Annotated in this window: 17 protein-coding genes and 2 tRNA genes; 11 read left to right on the top strand and 8 right to left on the bottom strand. The window is 40.0% G+C overall.

The window, feature by feature from the left end; all coding sequences use genetic code 11:
• The first annotated feature begins 5 nt into the window (after positions 1-5).
• Both ACY8DT_RS01160 and yhaM read left to right on the top strand, forming a co-directional pair.
• Entirely contained in the window at positions 6-2,936 is a 2,931-nt protein-coding gene (locus tag ACY8DT_RS01160) for an ATP-binding protein (RefSeq protein ID WP_462421137.1), read from the top strand.
• Between the two features lie 11 nt (positions 2,937-2,947).
• Positions 2,948-3,886: a 3'-5' exoribonuclease YhaM gene (yhaM, locus tag ACY8DT_RS01155; protein WP_462421136.1), complete on the top strand. Its 939-nt coding sequence runs from the start codon at positions 2,948-2,950 to the stop codon at positions 3,884-3,886.
• Between the two features lie 62 nt (positions 3,887-3,948).
• On the opposite strand, the gene ACY8DT_RS01150 is transcribed toward yhaM, so the two are convergent.
• The 4 genes from ACY8DT_RS01150 to ACY8DT_RS01135 form a co-directional block, all read right to left on the bottom strand.
• Positions 3,949-5,241, bottom strand: a complete 1,293-nt coding sequence (locus tag ACY8DT_RS01150; protein ID WP_462421135.1) for a dicarboxylate/amino acid:cation symporter — start codon at positions 5,239-5,241, stop codon at positions 3,949-3,951.
• 425 nt (positions 5,242-5,666) lie between these two features.
• Entirely contained in the window at positions 5,667-6,734 is a 1,068-nt protein-coding gene (locus tag ACY8DT_RS01145; RefSeq protein WP_462421134.1) for a peptidylprolyl isomerase, read from the bottom strand.
• A 98-nt stretch (positions 6,735-6,832) separates the two neighbouring features.
• On the bottom strand, positions 6,833-7,207 hold the full coding sequence (locus tag ACY8DT_RS01140; RefSeq protein WP_462421133.1) for a YtxH domain-containing protein: 375 nt from the start codon (positions 7,205-7,207) through the stop codon (positions 6,833-6,835).
• A 55-nt stretch (positions 7,208-7,262) separates the two neighbouring features.
• Positions 7,263-7,691, bottom strand: coding sequence for an HIT family protein (locus ACY8DT_RS01135; RefSeq protein ID WP_462421132.1), 429 nt, complete (start codon positions 7,689-7,691; stop codon positions 7,263-7,265).
• 87 nt (positions 7,692-7,778) lie between these two features.
• Between ACY8DT_RS01135 and ACY8DT_RS01130 the strand changes: the two genes are divergently transcribed.
• Positions 7,779-8,531, top strand: coding sequence for an ABC transporter ATP-binding protein (locus ACY8DT_RS01130; RefSeq protein ID WP_462421131.1), 753 nt, complete (start codon positions 7,779-7,781; stop codon positions 8,529-8,531).
• A complete protein-coding gene (locus ACY8DT_RS01125) occupies positions 8,512-9,714 on the top strand; it encodes an ABC transporter permease (RefSeq protein ID WP_462421130.1) in 1,203 nt (400 codons plus the stop codon). The genes ACY8DT_RS01130 and ACY8DT_RS01125 overlap by 20 nt, the downstream gene beginning before the upstream one ends.
• Positions 9,715-9,719: 5 nt before the next feature.
• Here the strand turns inward: ACY8DT_RS01125 and ACY8DT_RS01120 are convergent, their stop codons facing one another.
• Positions 9,720-10,268 (bottom strand): hypothetical protein, encoded by a 549-nt coding sequence (locus ACY8DT_RS01120; RefSeq protein WP_462421129.1) that lies wholly within the window; start codon positions 10,266-10,268, stop codon positions 9,720-9,722.
• Positions 10,269-10,403: 135 nt separating this feature from the next.
• Here ACY8DT_RS01120 and hemE point away from each other — a divergent pair, with 135 nt between their 5' ends.
• From hemE to lplA, 4 genes are read left to right on the top strand one after another with little or no spacing between them, the layout of a single operon-like run.
• Positions 10,404-11,459 (top strand): uroporphyrinogen decarboxylase, encoded by a 1,056-nt coding sequence (gene hemE / locus ACY8DT_RS01115; protein WP_462421128.1) that lies wholly within the window; start codon positions 10,404-10,406, stop codon positions 11,457-11,459.
• Between the two features lie 6 nt (positions 11,460-11,465).
• Positions 11,466-12,380: a ferrochelatase gene (gene hemH, locus ACY8DT_RS01110; RefSeq protein ID WP_462421127.1), complete on the top strand. Its 915-nt coding sequence runs from the start codon at positions 11,466-11,468 to the stop codon at positions 12,378-12,380.
• A 15-nt stretch (positions 12,381-12,395) separates the two neighbouring features.
• Entirely contained in the window at positions 12,396-13,766 is a 1,371-nt protein-coding gene (hemY, locus tag ACY8DT_RS01105) for a protoporphyrinogen oxidase (protein WP_462421126.1), read from the top strand.
• Between the two features lie 57 nt (positions 13,767-13,823).
• Positions 13,824-14,813: a lipoate--protein ligase gene (gene lplA / locus ACY8DT_RS01100; protein WP_462421125.1), complete on the top strand. Its 990-nt coding sequence runs from the start codon at positions 13,824-13,826 to the stop codon at positions 14,811-14,813.
• A 72-nt stretch (positions 14,814-14,885) separates the two neighbouring features.
• Here the strand turns inward: lplA and ACY8DT_RS01095 are convergent, their stop codons facing one another.
• Complete coding sequence (locus tag ACY8DT_RS01095) at positions 14,886-15,098, bottom strand: hypothetical protein (RefSeq protein WP_462421124.1); 213 nt, start codon at positions 15,096-15,098, stop codon at positions 14,886-14,888.
• Positions 15,099-15,305: 207 nt separating this feature from the next.
• Here ACY8DT_RS01095 and ACY8DT_RS01090 point away from each other — a divergent pair, with 207 nt between their 5' ends.
• From ACY8DT_RS01090 to ACY8DT_RS01080, 3 genes are all read left to right on the top strand, one after another.
• Positions 15,306-15,920 (top strand): competence protein ComK, encoded by a 615-nt coding sequence (locus ACY8DT_RS01090; RefSeq protein WP_462421123.1) that lies wholly within the window; start codon positions 15,306-15,308, stop codon positions 15,918-15,920.
• Between the two features lie 51 nt (positions 15,921-15,971).
• Positions 15,972-16,148, top strand: coding sequence for a tautomerase family protein (locus ACY8DT_RS01085; protein ID WP_462421122.1), 177 nt, complete (start codon positions 15,972-15,974; stop codon positions 16,146-16,148).
• A gap of 416 nt (positions 16,149-16,564) precedes the next feature.
• On the top strand, positions 16,565-16,963 hold the full coding sequence (locus ACY8DT_RS01080) for a hypothetical protein (protein WP_462421121.1): 399 nt from the start codon (positions 16,565-16,567) through the stop codon (positions 16,961-16,963).
• A gap of 94 nt (positions 16,964-17,057) precedes the next feature.
• On the opposite strand, the gene ACY8DT_RS01075 is transcribed toward ACY8DT_RS01080, so the two are convergent.
• Together ACY8DT_RS01075 and ACY8DT_RS01070 are read right to left on the bottom strand one after the other, a co-directional pair.
• Positions 17,058-17,146: transfer RNA gene (locus ACY8DT_RS01075), tRNA-Ser, on the bottom strand.
• A gap of 3 nt (positions 17,147-17,149) precedes the next feature.
• A tRNA-Asn gene (locus tag ACY8DT_RS01070) sits at positions 17,150-17,224 on the bottom strand.
• Positions 17,225-17,248 lie beyond the last annotated feature (24 nt).

The following is a 17,248-nucleotide window of genomic DNA, read 5'->3' as shown; positions in this document are numbered from 1 at the left end:
AAAAGATGAAAATTTTATCATTGAATATATATGGCTACGGGAAGATTGCTGAAACCGAGTTAAAAACTTCGACACCTTTCGTTCAGATATTCGGCGAGAACGAAGCGGGCAAGTCAACAATGCAGTCATTCATCCATTCCGTTCTTTTCGGTTTTCCTACGCGGAAGGAGCAGGAGCCGAGACGTGAACCGAGAATGCATAATATGTACGGCGGGAAGCTTGTCGTCGATTTCGAAGACGGTGAGGGGCCTGTCGAAATAGAAAGGGTCAAAGGCAACAGAGTCCAGGGTGATGTGAAAATCTATCTGAATGACGGCACATCCAGAAGTTCCGACTGGCTGGTCAGAAAATTGAACTATATCGACAAGCGGACGTACCGTTCGATATTTTCTTTCGATGTTCTCGGTCTGCAGGACATTCATAAAAACATGACCGAAGACAAGCTCCAGGAGTATCTGCTCAGAGCAGGGGCGCTTGGTTCGCATGAATACGATGAGATGCTGTCGGCTATCGATCAGGAACTGAAAAACCTGTATAAAAAGAACGGCATCAATCCTGAAATCAACCAGGAGCTGGTACAGCTTCAGGAGATCAATGAAAAGATCCGCAAGCTGGAAGCAGAAGAGGCGAACTACAACTATCTGACAACCGAGCAGCTGAAATACGAAGAGAGCATCAATGCGAAAAGAGATGCATTGAATCAGCTGGATACCGTCCGCAAACAGAAAATTAAAGAAATCATGTATCATAAAGATATAAAAGACTGGAAAACTCTTGAAGGCGTATTGAACGTCGAGCCTTTAGTATTTCCTGAACAAGGGATAGAGAGGTATGAGAGTTTAAAGAACAGTTATGACCAGGCGAAAAAAGATATAGGTCTCAGGCTTGAGAAGTTGAAGGTTCTGAAGCATGAAATCAATCAGGTTGAACTCCCTGATGAGAGAAACATTGAATATTTGGAAGCTCTCAAAACAAGGGAACCGGAAATTAAGCAGAAGAATCTGGAAATCGACCGCTTGAAGAATGCCATTGAAAATCTTGAAGATGAAATTGAATTGCTTCAAAAGGATATCGGCTGGCAGCAGGAGCATATGGAAGTGGATGATTCCAACATCATCCGTGAATCTGTACAGTCTCTCCTTGCCAAACTTGATGAGGTCACCCTGGAAGAACAATATCTTGTTCGGGAAATTGATCATATAAAGTCTGATATCAGACAGCTCGATCAGGAGATTGCAGATCTTGAAGATGCCCAGATCAGTGACTCGAGGATCAGAGTGAAAAAAGAAGTTTTGGATAAAGAAATCGAACTCAAAGAAAAAGGGAAGATGTACCAGCTGATTGAAAAGGAGTATGAGCGTGAAAAAAGACAGCGTAATCGTACGAAACGCAATCAGACCTTTTTAATATTGGGCATAAGCATCATCACGGTCATCATCGGTGTGCTCTATCTGGTCAACGCTGAATTTACACTGGGTGCTGTCTTTGTGGGAATCGCTCTTGTTGCATCAATATTCATCCTGCTGACGAACAGAGAAGAAGAGGAAAATCTTAAGAGCGACTACGAACATGAAGTCGAAGAATTGAAAGATGAGATAGAAACGATCAAAAGTGAAAACGATGTTAATTTCGATTTGAATGATGCAAGAGATTTAAAGATGGATTTACGCACACAAAAATCGAAACGCATTTCTTTCAATGTTAAGATTGAGGAGCTGAAGGAAACTTTAGCGATTAAGGAAACGAATCATGATCGTTTAAACACTGATTTATTCGATGTGAAACAGAAATTAAAAATCAATCCTGACATTGAAAATAAGTATATCGTCGATGCGATCCATACTATTCGCGATATTAAACAAAAACGTAATCAGATTATGAGACACAATGTTGAAAAAGATAATATCATTAGAAGTCTGCAGGACTTTAAACGTGAAGTGAAGGACGATGTCAGGAAACTGGGCATCACTTATTATGACGCATCAATATTTTATGAGGTGAATCAGAAACTTACAGAGTACAATGAAAACATCTCAAATAGGAAACAGCTTGATGAACAGATCAAACTGTTGGAAAATGAAATCAGTGTCATGGAAGAACGGGTAAGTTCTTCCAGTAAGGAAATCGATGAGCTTTTCGCTTATGTCGATGCTGATGATGAAGAAGAGTACTATTACCATGCACGTAAATTTGAAGAATATCAGAATAATTTAAATCGGTTTAAAAATCTGAGTGATAAACTGGATGAAGAGTTGTTTGATTATGATCTCAGAAATGATCTGGCCTCATTGATGCTCGCTGATTTGAAAGAAGAAGAGGAAGGCATCAATAAGCAGGTTGAACATTTCAATGAAATGGTGCAGGATGAACAGAAAATTCTTGCTGAAATCAACCAGGAAATCAATATATTGGAAAGTGACGGCAAGCTTAGTGAACTCAATCATCAGTATGAGATGAAAAAGAGCCTGATCCAAGGCCTGTCAGAAGATTACCTGTCACTCAACTATATCCGTCTGCTGATTGAAACACATATCAAAGCGATTAAAGATGAACGGCTGCCTATCGTCATTGAAGAGGCGAGAAGCATATTCCAATTTGTGACTAAAGGAAGATATATCAATGTAATCTATGATGATGACGGCATTACCGTCAAACATTCAAACGGCCAGGTCTTCCACCCATTGGAGCTGTCACAATCGACTAAGGAAATGCTTTACATCAGCTTGAGACTGAGCCTGATCAAAGCACTGCAGGGCTACTACAAACTGCCGCTCATCATCGACGATGCATTTGTTCACTTTGATAAAGAACGCAAGAAGATAATCATGGATTATTTAAGAAGTGAAGTGAAAGACCAGGTACTCTATTTCACTTGTAACCTGGACACTTCTATACCATCCAACCAGACGATCAGATTAAAAGAGAAAGTTAAATAGAGGTGAAACTAGTGTCGAATATTGCAAACCTTAAAGCAGGGGACAGTGTTGAAACATTTTATTTGATCAAGAGGAGCCAGCAAGGTGTAACACAACAGGGGAAACCTTATATGACGTTATACCTTCAGGACCGTTCAGGAGAGATTGAGGCAAAACTCTGGACTGTTTCTAAACAAGATATGCAGGTGCTCCTGCCAGAAGCACTGATAAAAGTCAAAGGTGATGTCATCGATTACCGCAATAAAAAACAGATGAAAATTGCAATGTACCGCCTGGCGACAGAGCAGGATGGTCTGAATGCAAAAGATTTTGTTGAAAAAGCGCCGATTGATGAAGACACGTTGTTTGAAAGCATTATGGATTACACTCTTAAAATTGAAAATGGGGCAATGCAGCGCATTGTACGAAAGCTGCTCTCCAAATACAAAACAGAGTTCCTGACTTATCCGGCTGCGATGACCAACCACCATGACTTTGTTTCTGGTCTCGCTTACCACGTGCACTATATGCTGAGAACAGCCGAAGCACTGTGTGACATCTACCCGTCACTAAACAGAAGTCTGTTGTACAGTGGCATCATTCTGCATGACATCGGAAAAGTTAAAGAGCTTTCCGGTCCGATCGGAACAACTTATACAACTGAAGGTAATCTGATCGGCCATATCGTCATAGCGGTAGAGGAGATTTCAATGATTGCAGCAGAATTGGACATTGAAGGTGAAGAAGTCATGCTTCTTAAACACCTGGTGCTTTCACATCATGGAAAACTTGAATATGGTTCTCCGAAAGTGCCGATGCTGAAAGAAGCTGAAATTCTGCATTTTATTGATAACATCGATGCAAGAATGATGATGATGGATAAGCATCTGGATAATACCGACAAAGGAATGTTCACAGACAGAATATTCCCTCTGGAAAACAGAAACCTGTTTAAGCCAGAAAGCTTTTAAAGATTGAAATAAAACGCCCGGCCCTAAATTACAGGACCAGGCGTTTTATTTTGTAAATGATATTATGACTGTCCGGCTGTTTTCTCTTTCTCCTCTTTTCGTATCTGCTGTTCATTGAGTACTACTGCAATGGCAGCATCACCCGTAATATTAACGGCAGTACGTGTCATATCCAGCAGGCGGTCGATACCCAGAATGATACCGATTGCTGCCGGATCCAGGCCCACGGCGGTAAGTACCATCGCAAGCATGACGAGACCCACACCCGGGACACCAGCTGTACCGATACTCGCAATCGTTGCGATAATGACGACAGTCACCATCTGCATGATCGTCAGATCAACGCCTGTCAGCTGGGCGATAAAGACTGTTGCCACACCTTGCATGATTGCTGTACCATCCATGTTGACCGTCGCGCCAAGCGGCTGCACGAAACTTGAGACACTTTTTCTTACATTCAGGTTATTTTGCGCTGTCTCCATGGAGACGGGAAGTGTCGCACTTGATGAAGACGTACTGAACGCAACGCCCATGGCTGGTGCGAAGCCTTTGATGAACCAGATGAAAGGTTTCTTTGCAATAAACTTGATGACCGATCCGTAAATGAACAAAAGGTGAATGAAAAGGCCGAGGAGCACACAGACAAAGTACATGCCGAGCTGTTGAATCGCGCCAAAACCGGCCTGTGTAAATGCTGTGGCTACAAGCCCGAATGCGCCAATCGGTGCAAAATATTTCATGATGGCAAGAACGATCCACATGATGACATCATTTGCTTCTTCGAATAATCTTATGACATTTTTTGCTTTATCCTGCACCGCAATCAGGGCAATACCGATGAAGATGGCAAAGGCGATGATCTGCAGCATGTTGGCAGTGCCCATTGCTTCTATGACGTTGGACGGAATCAGATTGATAATCGTCTGGTCAAACGTCTGATCAATGGCTTCTCCCGTGTCGCCGCCGAGTTCTGTTTCACGATATTCTTCAACTTCCGATGAATCGAGCAGTTCTGCCTGGCCCTCACCAGGCTGCAGGACTAATGCGATAATAATCGCTATCGTGATTGCTATGGCTGTGGTTGTTAAGTAAAATGCAATCGTTTTAATACCCAGACTCCCCAGAGTTTTCGGATCCCCGACACCCACGACACCAAGTACTATGGAAATGAATACTACCGGCACAACAACCATGAAAATCAAGTTGAGAAAAATTTGACCGACGACATTAAAAATGAACTGGTCAATCCATTGCACCCACGTTTGGTCCGCCATGGGACTGAAAATTGAACCAACGATAATACCCGCGATTAGACCAATGACAATGTACACAGTTAAACGGTTTCCTACTTTCATTATAAAAACCCCCTTATCTTTATATATGGAAACGCTTACAATAATGACTTTGAAATTAATGACCAAAGACAGAAAAGAGCATAGGTCAGCCTATATTTATAATTATAACAGCAAATGACAGAAGATTGAAAAATATTTTAAAGATTGATTTTATTCGTAAGGATGTATAGATTTCTAGGAAAGCTTACGAATACGACTTGAGATTTCGTAAGGGTACGTAGATTTCGAGTGAAGTTTACGAAGACGGCTTGAGATTTCGTAAGGATGTATAGATTTCAAATGAAGTTTACGAATATGGATTGAGATTTCGTAAGGATGTATAGATTTCAAATGAAGCTTATGAATAACACTTACAGATGTATACTATCTGTATCAAAATAAAAAGACTTGTACAAATATACAAGTCCTCTCATGTATTTATTAAATTATTCTTCAGTTGATTCTTCGTCTGATTCTGAACCAGCGTCTTCTTCAGTTGTTTCCTCGTCAGAATTTTCTTCTGATGATTCTTCATCTTCAGCTGGTTGTTCTTCAGAACCTTCATCTGATTCTTCTTCAGATGCCAGGAATGTATCCTGGATGTAAGTTTCGATTTCCTCGTTTTCAAATGAGACGTTATATTCTTCGAGTAAATCCTGATAGAACGTCAATACCTCGTCCGGGTTTTCCTGAACTTTCTGGTTTACCAGCTGGCTTTTGACTTGTTCTAATTCTTCGTCTATATCTTCTTCATCGCCTCTTTGGATGATGTGGTAACCGAACTCTGATTTTACAGGTACGCTTGTCATTTCACCCTGTTCGAGATCAAACAATGCTGTTTCAAATTCTTCGACCATCTGTCCTTCAGTCACAAGGCCTAATGAACCTCCATTTGAAGCACTGCCGTCATCTGATTCTTCGGCAGCTACGTCAGTAAATTCAGCACCGTCTTCAATATCTGAAATAAGTCCTTCAGCTTTTTCCAAAGCTTCCTCTTCTGATAGACCATCTTCATCTTCTTCATCTACTGCGATTAGTATATGTGAGCCTTCAACAGTGCCTTCCAATGCTTCTTCATCTGAGATATCAAATTTTTCTGTGAAGAAAAGATTGTGATATGTACTTGCAATACGTTGTTGTTTGTATTTATCTGCAGTCATTCCCGGTTGTTGCTGGGACATCATCATCTCAAACTGCTCTTCGCCGCCATACTGTTCAATTTCAGCGTCTACTTCTTCCTCAATTTCAGCCGGGTCGACTTCGTCACTGTATTTATCCTGCAGAACCTGATCCAAAGTTAATTGGAATGTCTGGTTTGCGACTTGTGTCGTACCGAGATTATTTAATACATCATCAACAGTCACGTCTCCTGCGTCACTTGTTGCTAAAACTTCACCGAACTCTGTTTCTCCAGAGCCATTTCCATCCTCTGAACTTCCTTCTTCACCATTACCGCAGCCGGCGAGTCCGAGAAGACCAAGCCCGATTACTACAGGCATCAATTTTTTCTTCATAAACACTTCTCCTTTAGTCATCATACAAGAGCTAATATATCATAAAAAAATAGCGGAACACAAATAGTAAAGTGTCCCGCTGCTTAAATATTCCAATATTATTTTTTCTTTCTGTTTATCATGTTATCTACATCTTTGCTGATTTCTTCGCCACGATTGGAAACATTTTCAATATGGCCCTGTATATTTTCGATGTTTGGATTGATATCCGCCTGGAAGTTATTGATCATAGTTTTGATTTCATCACCCAGGCTTGAGAATACTTCCTGTGATTCATGTTTGGTTTTTAAAAATGATGATTTGACTTCACCAGCTTCGACTTTCAGCTGGTTCATCTGTGATTTAAAGTTGCCGGATTCGCTCTTCAGCGACTGCTGCAGTTCGGATCCTGATTTTGGCGCATTCAGTAATGAGACCAGCATGCCGCCGGTTACACCAACTGCAAAACCGACCGCAATATTTTTAAACTTCATTTACGACACGTCCTTTAGCAAGTATATATAAATCATTACCCATTAAGAATGGAGATTACTCATCGAGTTTAGATTTAATATTATTTTCTATTTCTAAACGTTCATCATCTGATCCCGGTTCCGATACAGGATTCCACTTATAATTGAAACCATCATACTCGTCATCATATCTTGGAATGATGTGGAAATGTAAATGAAAGACAGACTGGGATGCATAAGAACCATTATTTTGTACAACGTTCAATCCCTTCGGATTAAATGCATCACGCAGTGCTTTGGATATTTTCGTGACAGCTGACATCACTTTGGCACCTGTTTCGTCATCCAATTCATAAATGTTTTCGATAGGTCTTTTAGGAATTACGAGAGTGTGTCCTTTTGAAAGGGGAAAGGCATCCATAAAAGCAAGTACTTCATTATCTTCATAAACGATATTTGCAGGTATTTCACGATCAATAATCTTCTCGAAAATTGTTTTAGTCATTCATTGTACCTCCATAGTTTTATTATGATATATTGTAACGTAGTATTAGTATACAAATAATTTTATTTAAATTAAAGGAAGTCGAATATGGTTCTGAATATAGATAATTTAACGGGCGGCTATTCAAAGACCGCAGTGATACATGATATCAAATTTGATATCAAAAGAGGCGAGATCGTGGGTTTGATCGGTTTGAACGGATCGGGCAAGAGTACGACGATCAAACATATATTAGGCCTGCTGAACCCTCATAAGGGGAGTATTGAAGTAAATGATACCCAAATAGATGAAGATGCTGAAAAGTACAGAAGAGATCTGGCATATATACCTGAATCTCCGATTTTGTATGAAGAACTGACATTGAAAGAGCATATCAACATGACAGCCATGGCATACGGCCTGGAAGAATCGGCCGCATGGGAGCGTGCAGAAAAACTGCTCAAAATCTTCAGGCTGGACGATAAAGTCAGCATGTTCCCCACGCATTTTTCCAAAGGAATGAAGCAGAAGGTAATGTTGATCTGTGCATTCATCGCAGAGCCGGATCTTTACATTATAGACGAGCCATTCCTCGGACTGGATCCGCTCGGCATAGAGTCATTGATCGAATTGATGGTTGAAGAAAGAAATAAAAACCGTTCGATTTTAATGAGTACACATATTTTATCCACAGCTGAGCGTTATTGTAACCGCTATGTCATTTTGGATAACGGCAGAGTAGCCGTGTCCGGGACGATAGAGGAACTGCGTCAAAAGATGGATATGCCTGATGCATCCCTGGATGATTTGTACTTATCGCTGACTGGAGGCGCAGGTTCACATGAAAGCACCTCTGTATAAGAACAGAATTGAAGATGATATTAAAATAAGAAGTTATTATGGGAAATATATTTTCAACAGTCATTTTCTAATCTTTTTAACAATCGCAGCAGGTGCGTTCCTGTACTCATTATTAGGGATTCTTTCAACAATGGAACCGTCGATTTATCTTGACCTGATTGCTGCATTGATCATGAGTGTATTACTTTTACCGAAATACCGCTCGTTAATGAAAGAAGCGGATGTACTGTTTTTACCACCGTATGAAAAGAATATGAAAAAATATTTTTCATATACCAGCCAGTATTCATTCTGGCTGAATATCGGCTTTCCTATTGTAGGACTTGTCATTGGTTTACTGCTTCTGAATGTCGGGCATTCAATTTTGGAAATGGGCACGTTCGCTGTAATGGCAATCATCCTCTATATCATGGCATTTATGATCAGAAGAAACGCAATCAACTCGCCGGTCTCTCAAAATACAGTCATCGGCATGCTGATCATTGTACACTTCATGTCTCTGATGCTTTTATTACAAAGCCCATTTCTTGCTGCCGCAGGACTTGTTCTGATTTACGGTCTATATTACTGGATTAATAAAAAGCAGTATAACAATCTCGATTGGACGGCAATCGTCAACTACGAAGCGATATTAAAGCAGAAGTATTATCAATATGTTTCAATGTTTACAAATGTCCATCACATATCCAAACAATATAAAAGAAGGAAATACCTCGATCCATTGCTGAAACAGCCAAAGCCCGACAAATTTAATAAAGGTCATATGTATGAGTATTTATTTAAAAGGACGTTCTTAAGAGACAACGATCTGCCGATGATCATACTCCGACTGCTGTTAATATTTTCAGTTGCGATGATATGGGTGGACCAGCTGATTTTGTCTGTAATCATCATTCTATTTGCACTTTACATCATAGTGCTGCAGATGTCCCAGTTATATACGGCACAGGCATACCTGCTCTGGCCGAAAATCTGGCCGGTGAAAAGAGAGTATATACATGAAAGTTACATCAAGTTCTCTCATAAAGTCATATTGATTATCTCATTGGCACTTGCTGCAATATTCATATCATTACATCCTGCATACTTTTTTATTTCTGTCATTTTCCCACTATGGGGTTATCTTCTGAACAGTTATTTCAGTAAAAATGTATACAAAAAAGAAAGACTGCTGAGTGATTAGTCCACTCAGTAGTCTTCTCTTTCTTCTTCAGGCAATTCTTCAATTTTTTCCTCATTTTCTTCTTTCGGTAAATAAGTTTTCGATGATATGGAGCTGTGGAATACAGACCCTATATCCCTGAATTTCTTCAGAGCATCAGGTGCGAGAAAGTTTTTGTAGGTATCAGTATCTTTAAAATCTGAAATAGTCGAACTGTCTGCCCATTGTGTAAAGATGATATATGAATCTTTATGAAGTGCACGCCCAATGCGATAAGCGGTCAAGCCTTTTACATTTTGAAGCTTCTGATTCAAATCCGAAAAATGGCCGAGAATGGATGCTTCGCCACTTCCCGAAACTGGAACGTAATAAACCGAAACTGCGTTTTCCTGATTCAGTTCTCCATATTGATATGAGATATCGTACTCGGAAGCGGAATCGAAAACCGGATTTTCTTCTTCGCCTTCCCGGTATAATATTGCATCCTGACCGATCGCGCTCAACATCAAATCCGGATGTCTGTCCTGTAAAGTCGATAAATATCTGACTGTTCCAGTCGTAATGTATAAAATCATTATGTTCACCTCTCATAGTGTCTTGATACTCTATACCTGTTTGTTCATATGGATAAACTTACAGCTATAAATATATCGAATTTTTGTCATTATTTCTTTCGTTATGGTCATAAAAGTAAGGTATGATAAAATGGTATGGGAAATTATGAGACGGAGGGTTCTGAATTGTTTAATGATACTATAATTCGAGCGGCAAAAGGTGAAAAGACGGCGCATACGCCGGTATGGTTTATGAGGCAGGTGGGCCGAAGTCAACCAGAATACCGTGAAGTCAAAGAAAAATATTCTTTGATAGAAATTACAAAACAGCCTGAGCTGACTGCATATCTAACAGCGACACCTGTAGAAAATTACAATGTCGATGCAGCTGTTCTATTCAAAGACATCATTACACCGCTTGCACCAATAGGTATTGATGTTGAAATAAAAGCCGGAGTGGGACCGGTCATCCATAATCCGATCAGAGATATCAAAGATGTCGAAAAACTCGGTGAACTGGACCCGTATAAAGATCTGGACTATATATATAAAACGATTGAAATTTTAACAAAAGAAAAACTCAATGTGCCGTTGATCGGCTTTTGCGGAGCGCCATTCACGGTCGCCAGCTACATGATAGAAGGCGGACCTTCAAAAAATTACCATAGAACGAAACAGATGATGTACAACGAACCTGAAACATGGCATAAGTTAATGGATAAACTGACTGATATGAGTATCACTTATTTGAATGCACAAGTTGATTCCGGAGCGGGGATCATTCAGATATTCGACTCCTGGGGCGGAGCTTTAAGCAAAGGCGTCTACCATGAGAGCATCTCTCCTTATATCAACAGAATTGTAAATCATGTAAAATCTAAAGGTGTACCAGTAATCATCTTTGGTATCGGTGCATCACATCTTGTTCCCGAGTGGAATACTTTAGATGTGGACGTCATCGGGCTGGACTGGAGAATGTCAATCGACGAAGCAAGGCAAAGCGGTGTGACTAAAGCACTGCAGGGCAACCTGGAACCGGCCTTACTTCTGACTGAGTGGGATATCATCGAAGCAAAAGCGAAAGAGATCGTCACTCAAGGAAACCGCACCGGTCATATATTCAACCTGGGGCACGGCGTGTTCCCTGAAGTAAATCCGGATACACTTAAAAAACTGACAGAATTTGTTCATAACTACAGTAAAGGATTGTGATTTTAAATGGCACAGAAAAAAGGATTATTAGTGATGGCTTATGGAACGCCATATAAAGAGGAAGATATAGAGCCGTATTACACTCATATCAGACATGGCAGACCGCCGGCAGAAGAGGCGCTTCAGGACCTGAAGGACCGCTACGAAGCCATCGGCGGCATTTCACCGCTTGCTGACACCACAAAAAGGCAGGCAGAAGCATTATTACAACAATATAATTCTGCATCCGAAGATGAATATCAACTTTACCTCGGTTTAAAACATATCGATCCATTTATAGAAGATGCAGTAAAACAGATGGCTGAAGACGGCATTAAAGAAGTGGAGACAGTTGTACTGACACCGCATTACTCAAACTTCTCCGTCGGTACCTATAACCAGCGTGCGAAAGAAGAGTGCGAGAAGTACGGCATTTCTATAAAATCAGTGGAATCTTTTTATAAAGAACAGCCATTTTTAGATTTCTGGACAGAGGCAGTCAAATCTTCACTGGGTGAAATCGATGAGGCTGAGCACAAAGATACGGCAATCATCGTCAGTGCCCACAGTTTGCCCGAGAAAATAAAAGAGCAGAATGATCCATATCCTGGTCAGCTTGAGGAGACGGCTCAGTTGATAAAAGAGCAGGCAAATCTTCAAAATGTATTTGTGGGGTGGCAGTCTGAAGGCAATACGCCGGACCCGTGGCTCGGACCGGACGTTCAGGATCTGACACGTGACCTGTATGACGAACATGGTTTCAAACACTTTATCTATCTGCCGCTCGGGTTTGTATGTGAACATCTTGAAGTTCTCTATGATAACGACTATGAGTGCAAAGTCGTCTGCGATGAGGTGGGTGCGTCCTACCACAGACCGACTATGCCGAACACTGATAATAGATTTATCCAGGCGATGATCAATCAGCTTGAGTTACTTTAGTAAAGAAGGGTTAAAATGACAAAAGTAGCAATAATCGGCGCCGGGATTACGGGCCTTTCTGCGAGTTATTATTTAACTGAAAATAATCAGGATATCGAAGTTGACTTATATGAAAAGTCAGGTCACGCCGGTGGAAAGATCAACACATACCGTAAAGACGGATATGTGATTGAACTTGGCCCTGAATCTTATTTAAGCCGCAAGGAAGCTCTGACGGATCTGGCGAAAGATATCGGAATGGAGCAGGATCTGGTCAGAAATGAGACAGGTCAGGCATATATTTATGCAAATCATAAGCTGCATGCGGTGCCGCCTGGCACCATGCTTGGTGTACCGACAGAAATCAAACCGTTTTTAACGACGAGCCTGATTTCACCAATGGGTAAATTACGTGCGCTGCTTGATCTGACGAAGAAAAAGATGCCGCTTTATACTGATATTTCTGCGGGATATTTCTTTAGGAACAGACTTGGTGATGAAGTATTGGAAAACTTGATTGAACCTCTATTGTCCGGTGTTTACAGTACACCAATCGACAGTCTGAGTCTGATGTCGACATATCCAAATTTCAAACACCAGGAAGAAAAGTTCGGCAGTCTGATTAAAGGAATGATGAAATCAAAACCGCCTAAAAGCAAAACGAAAAAAGTAGGGCAGTTCTTCCAATTTAAAAACGGATTGATTTCATTCATAGAGAAGCTGCAGGAAAAAGTCGAGTTGCAAAATGTAAACTTGAATTTAAACAGTGATGTCCAAAATATTGAAAAATCAGAAGATGGTTACAAAGTGACTGTGAACGGTGTCGGGAAGACATATGATGAAATCATCATTACAACACCGCATTTTCAATATAAGCGCTGGTTTGATGATAAAGAACTGGAGTACTTCAAACATATGCCGGCAACCAGTGTGGCTACCGTCGTCATGGGCTTCGATAAAAGTCAGGTTATAAATGATATTGACGGCACAGGCTTTGTCGTCAGCCGCAATATGGATACGGCGATTACAGCCTGTACATGGACGAATAAGAAGTGGAAACATTCCACGCCGGAAGGCAAAGTGCTTCTTAGAGCATATGTCGGCAGACCGGGCGACTTTGTCGTCGAAGAGAAATCAGAAGATGATATCGTAAGACTTGCTTTGAAAGATTTGAACAAAATAATGGAAATCAAAGGTGAACCTGAGCTTCAGATTGTTACCAAGCTTAAAAACTCCATGCCTAACTATAACGTTGGCCATAAAGAGATGATTGACGGCATTCAAAATTATATGGAAGAAACTTATCCAGGTATACATCTGATCGGAGCATCCCACTATGCAGTCGGACTGCCAGACTGTGTTAAAGGTGCTAAAGAAACTGCAGATAAAATTCTTCAGAATCGATAGTAATTACAGTTGATTAATATATAATGGTATCAAATCATATTTCTAGGAGGTCACACTTTGAAGTTCATATCCAACAATAATATTACAGATCCCATGGTGAATTTAGCGATGGAGGAATACGTGTTAAGAGAAATTCCGACAGATGATTCATATTTTTTATTTTACGTAAATCAGCCGTCCATCATCATAGGTAAAAATCAGAATACGATTGAAGAGATCAATGAACCATATATCCGCGAACACGGTATTAAAGTGGTCCGTCGTGTATCAGGGGGCGGTGCTGTCTATCATGATGAAGGCAACTTGAATTTCAGCTTCATCACTGAAGACGACGGGGACAGTTTCCATAACTTCAAACGCTTCACACAGCCAATAGTGGATGCACTTCAGGAGATGGGTGTCAATGCAGCACTGTCAGGCAGAAACGACATTGAAGTGGACGGCAAAAAAGTATCCGGCAATGCGATGTTCACACAAAGAGGAAGAATGTTCTCCCATGGAACGGTGATGCTGGACAGTGATATCGGTGAAGTACAGAATGCATTAAAAGTGAATCCTAAAAAAATAGAATCCAAAGGTATCAAATCAGTCAGTGCAAGAGTCGGCAACATCAACGACTTTTTGGATGAGAAAATTGATATTGAGGAATTCAAACGGCGTATATTGATCAAAATCTTCGGGTCATTGGAAGAGATAGAAGAATACAAGCTGACTGATGCTGACTGGAAAGAGATTGATAAGCTATCTGAAGAAAAGTATCAGACATGGGAATGGAACTACGGCAGAAATCCGAAGTATAACTTCAGCGTTTCACATAAATTTCCCGCCGGCCTGCTGGACCTCAGATTCGAAGTGAGTAAAGGCAGAATCGAACATGCAAAAATATTCGGTGATTTCTTCGGAGTCGGAGAAGTTGTGGACATTGAAGAAAGACTCGTTGGTACGGAGCACAGCTATGAAGCGATCGATAATGCACTGAAAGATGTGGATATCAGCCATTATCTGGGCAGAATCACAAGAGAAGAGTTTTTAAATCTCGCAGTATAAATAAAATGAGCTGACTTTACTATGTATATATTTACTAAGTAAAGTCAGCTCTTTTTGTATATAAGATTATTTTTAATTCTCATCTTCGGTAATCTCTCTTAACAAAGCAGTGTAAGTGTTAAACTTTTCTTCATCTTTTTCAACCAGTGATTCTTCAATCTTTTCTTCGTAAAGTTTAGCGTTGAAGTCATCAAGAGCTTCTTGAAGCAGGATATCAGCAGAAAGGTCGTTAATCGTATTGATGAATACTCTTAACTGGTTAACAGGATAAACTTGTTTACTCATAATAGTCCGCCCCCTTAAATTATCTTGTATAGAATTATAAATTGTATGTTAAACAATGTCAAATAGCGTGTGAATATTTTGATAATTTAATATTGTAAAAATACTCCAGTCATTATAAATTACATATATTTTCGTAATGATAATAATAGTTAACATTAAAGTTAACATGTGTTATATTATATTTATCAAATACAAAGGGGCAGATTTATGAAACGTCAGCATTTCAATATTAACGATGATACGATGTACATGTTGTCTGTAGAAAACAAGGGGTTGACTGAATGCAGAGTGGGGGAGGTGTACGGCAACGGCTTTCATTGTCTGACATCGCCTAATAAAATTTTGGAAAGAAACTGCAGGCAGTTTTCACAGAGTTATCCGGCAAGAAAAGAGTTAACGAAGAAATTGACCAATCTGTCAGCCAAGTTACCGGTGATCATCGATTTATTCGGGTCGATCATCTTCTTCTGCACACATTCAGACAGAGTGGCAGAAAACAACTGGTTCAATATAAAACATATACATTCCTACAGAAATTATAATGGCAACACGAGAGTGCGCTTTAATAATAATGAAGAGATTGAAGTGGACATCTCATTTACGTCTTTTAACAACCAATATTTAAATGCTTTGAAGCTGCATTATAAATTCAATCTTGAAAAAGAGAAATTCGAGTACAGTGAAATGGCCAAGTACAAGAACACTGCGCCGTCCAGTAATTATATGACAGATGTCACAAGAACAAGCGATAAAGTCAGTGACGTCTCTTACAAAGCTTATTTACAGTATATAAGCGGCGGGAAGATGAATGATTTGGCTTAGAATACATAGTTTCAGTATAATGGGAGTAATGGAATAGGAGGATTGATAGCAGTGCCATTCGTAAAAATACAATTAAAAGAAGGACGTACGGGAGAACAGAAAGAAGCGCTGGCGAAAGAAATCATTAAAACGATGGACTCAACTGATTTCGCATCAAAGGACAGTATACGAGTCATTTTTGAAGATATGAAGGATGAAGATTTTTATTCAGGGAAAGATATGAAGTAGAATAATGACACAAACCCACAATGACTCCAGTTGTTGTGGGTTTTATCATCTTAAAAACTATATGCAGAAGTCATTAAATGATAAAATTAAGTATAAGAGATATTAAAAAGATTTAAACAAAGTAGGGCAAATATACGTAAAGGGGATGCGTATGATGTCAAATAAGAAAAATAATGATGAAGATCCGAAGTATATTATAGACAGAATAACCAGGCGGTCTAAGAAGAGTGAACCAGAACCACAGAAAAGAAAAAGACAGCCTATGAAACGGACCGTTGATGATTCAAGCACTTTGGGCTTGGGATGCTGGTTCTTTTTAATATTGCCTTTTATAGCCACTATATTGATGCTAATAATTTTGATTGGTCTGTCGCAGTGATGAAAGAGATGTATTTTACTGATGAAGAGTGGAAAGGTTGATGGATACTATGTCCGCCAAATCGATTTTAATGTTCTGTTTACTATATATGCCTTTGCTGAATGCAGTCGTATTATCATTCTTCCATGAATCTGATAACGTGACTTTCGGTTTACAGTACGGACCGATAATCATCGCATGGATCATCATATTCATCATCTCGCTATTCGAAGATGACAACAAGGTCTATAAAGAAATTATTCCGATAGATCCCCGTACACTGTCTTTGTGCATGCTGGCTGCCATTATCATCATACTGATCATTTTGCGCATCGCAGTCGGAGCACCGGAAATCAGTTTCCTTGATTTTACTGAAATCAAGTTCTGGATAGCGGTCGTTCTGATACCATTATTTTCATCAATAAGGTACATTATAAGAGCAGAAAATCACCCATGAAGAAGAGGGATATTTAGGGCATGATAAAGAAGACGTAAAAAAACCCGTCAATCAACTTTTACAGTCAATTAAAGGGTTTTAAAGTTATTCAGAACGGAGATGGAGGGATTTGAACCCTCGCACCGCGCAATGCGATCTATACCCTTAGCAGGGGTACCTCTTCAGCCACTTGAGTACATCTCCATATGGCTCCACAGGTAGGATTCGAACCTACGACCGATCGGTTAACAGCCGATAGCTCTACCACTGAGCTACTGTGGAATATCATTAGTGTTTTTCAATCGA

Source organism: Salinicoccus sp. Marseille-QA3875, from assembly GCF_054950095.1.
This window is presented reverse-complemented; position numbering and strand designations above follow the sequence as displayed.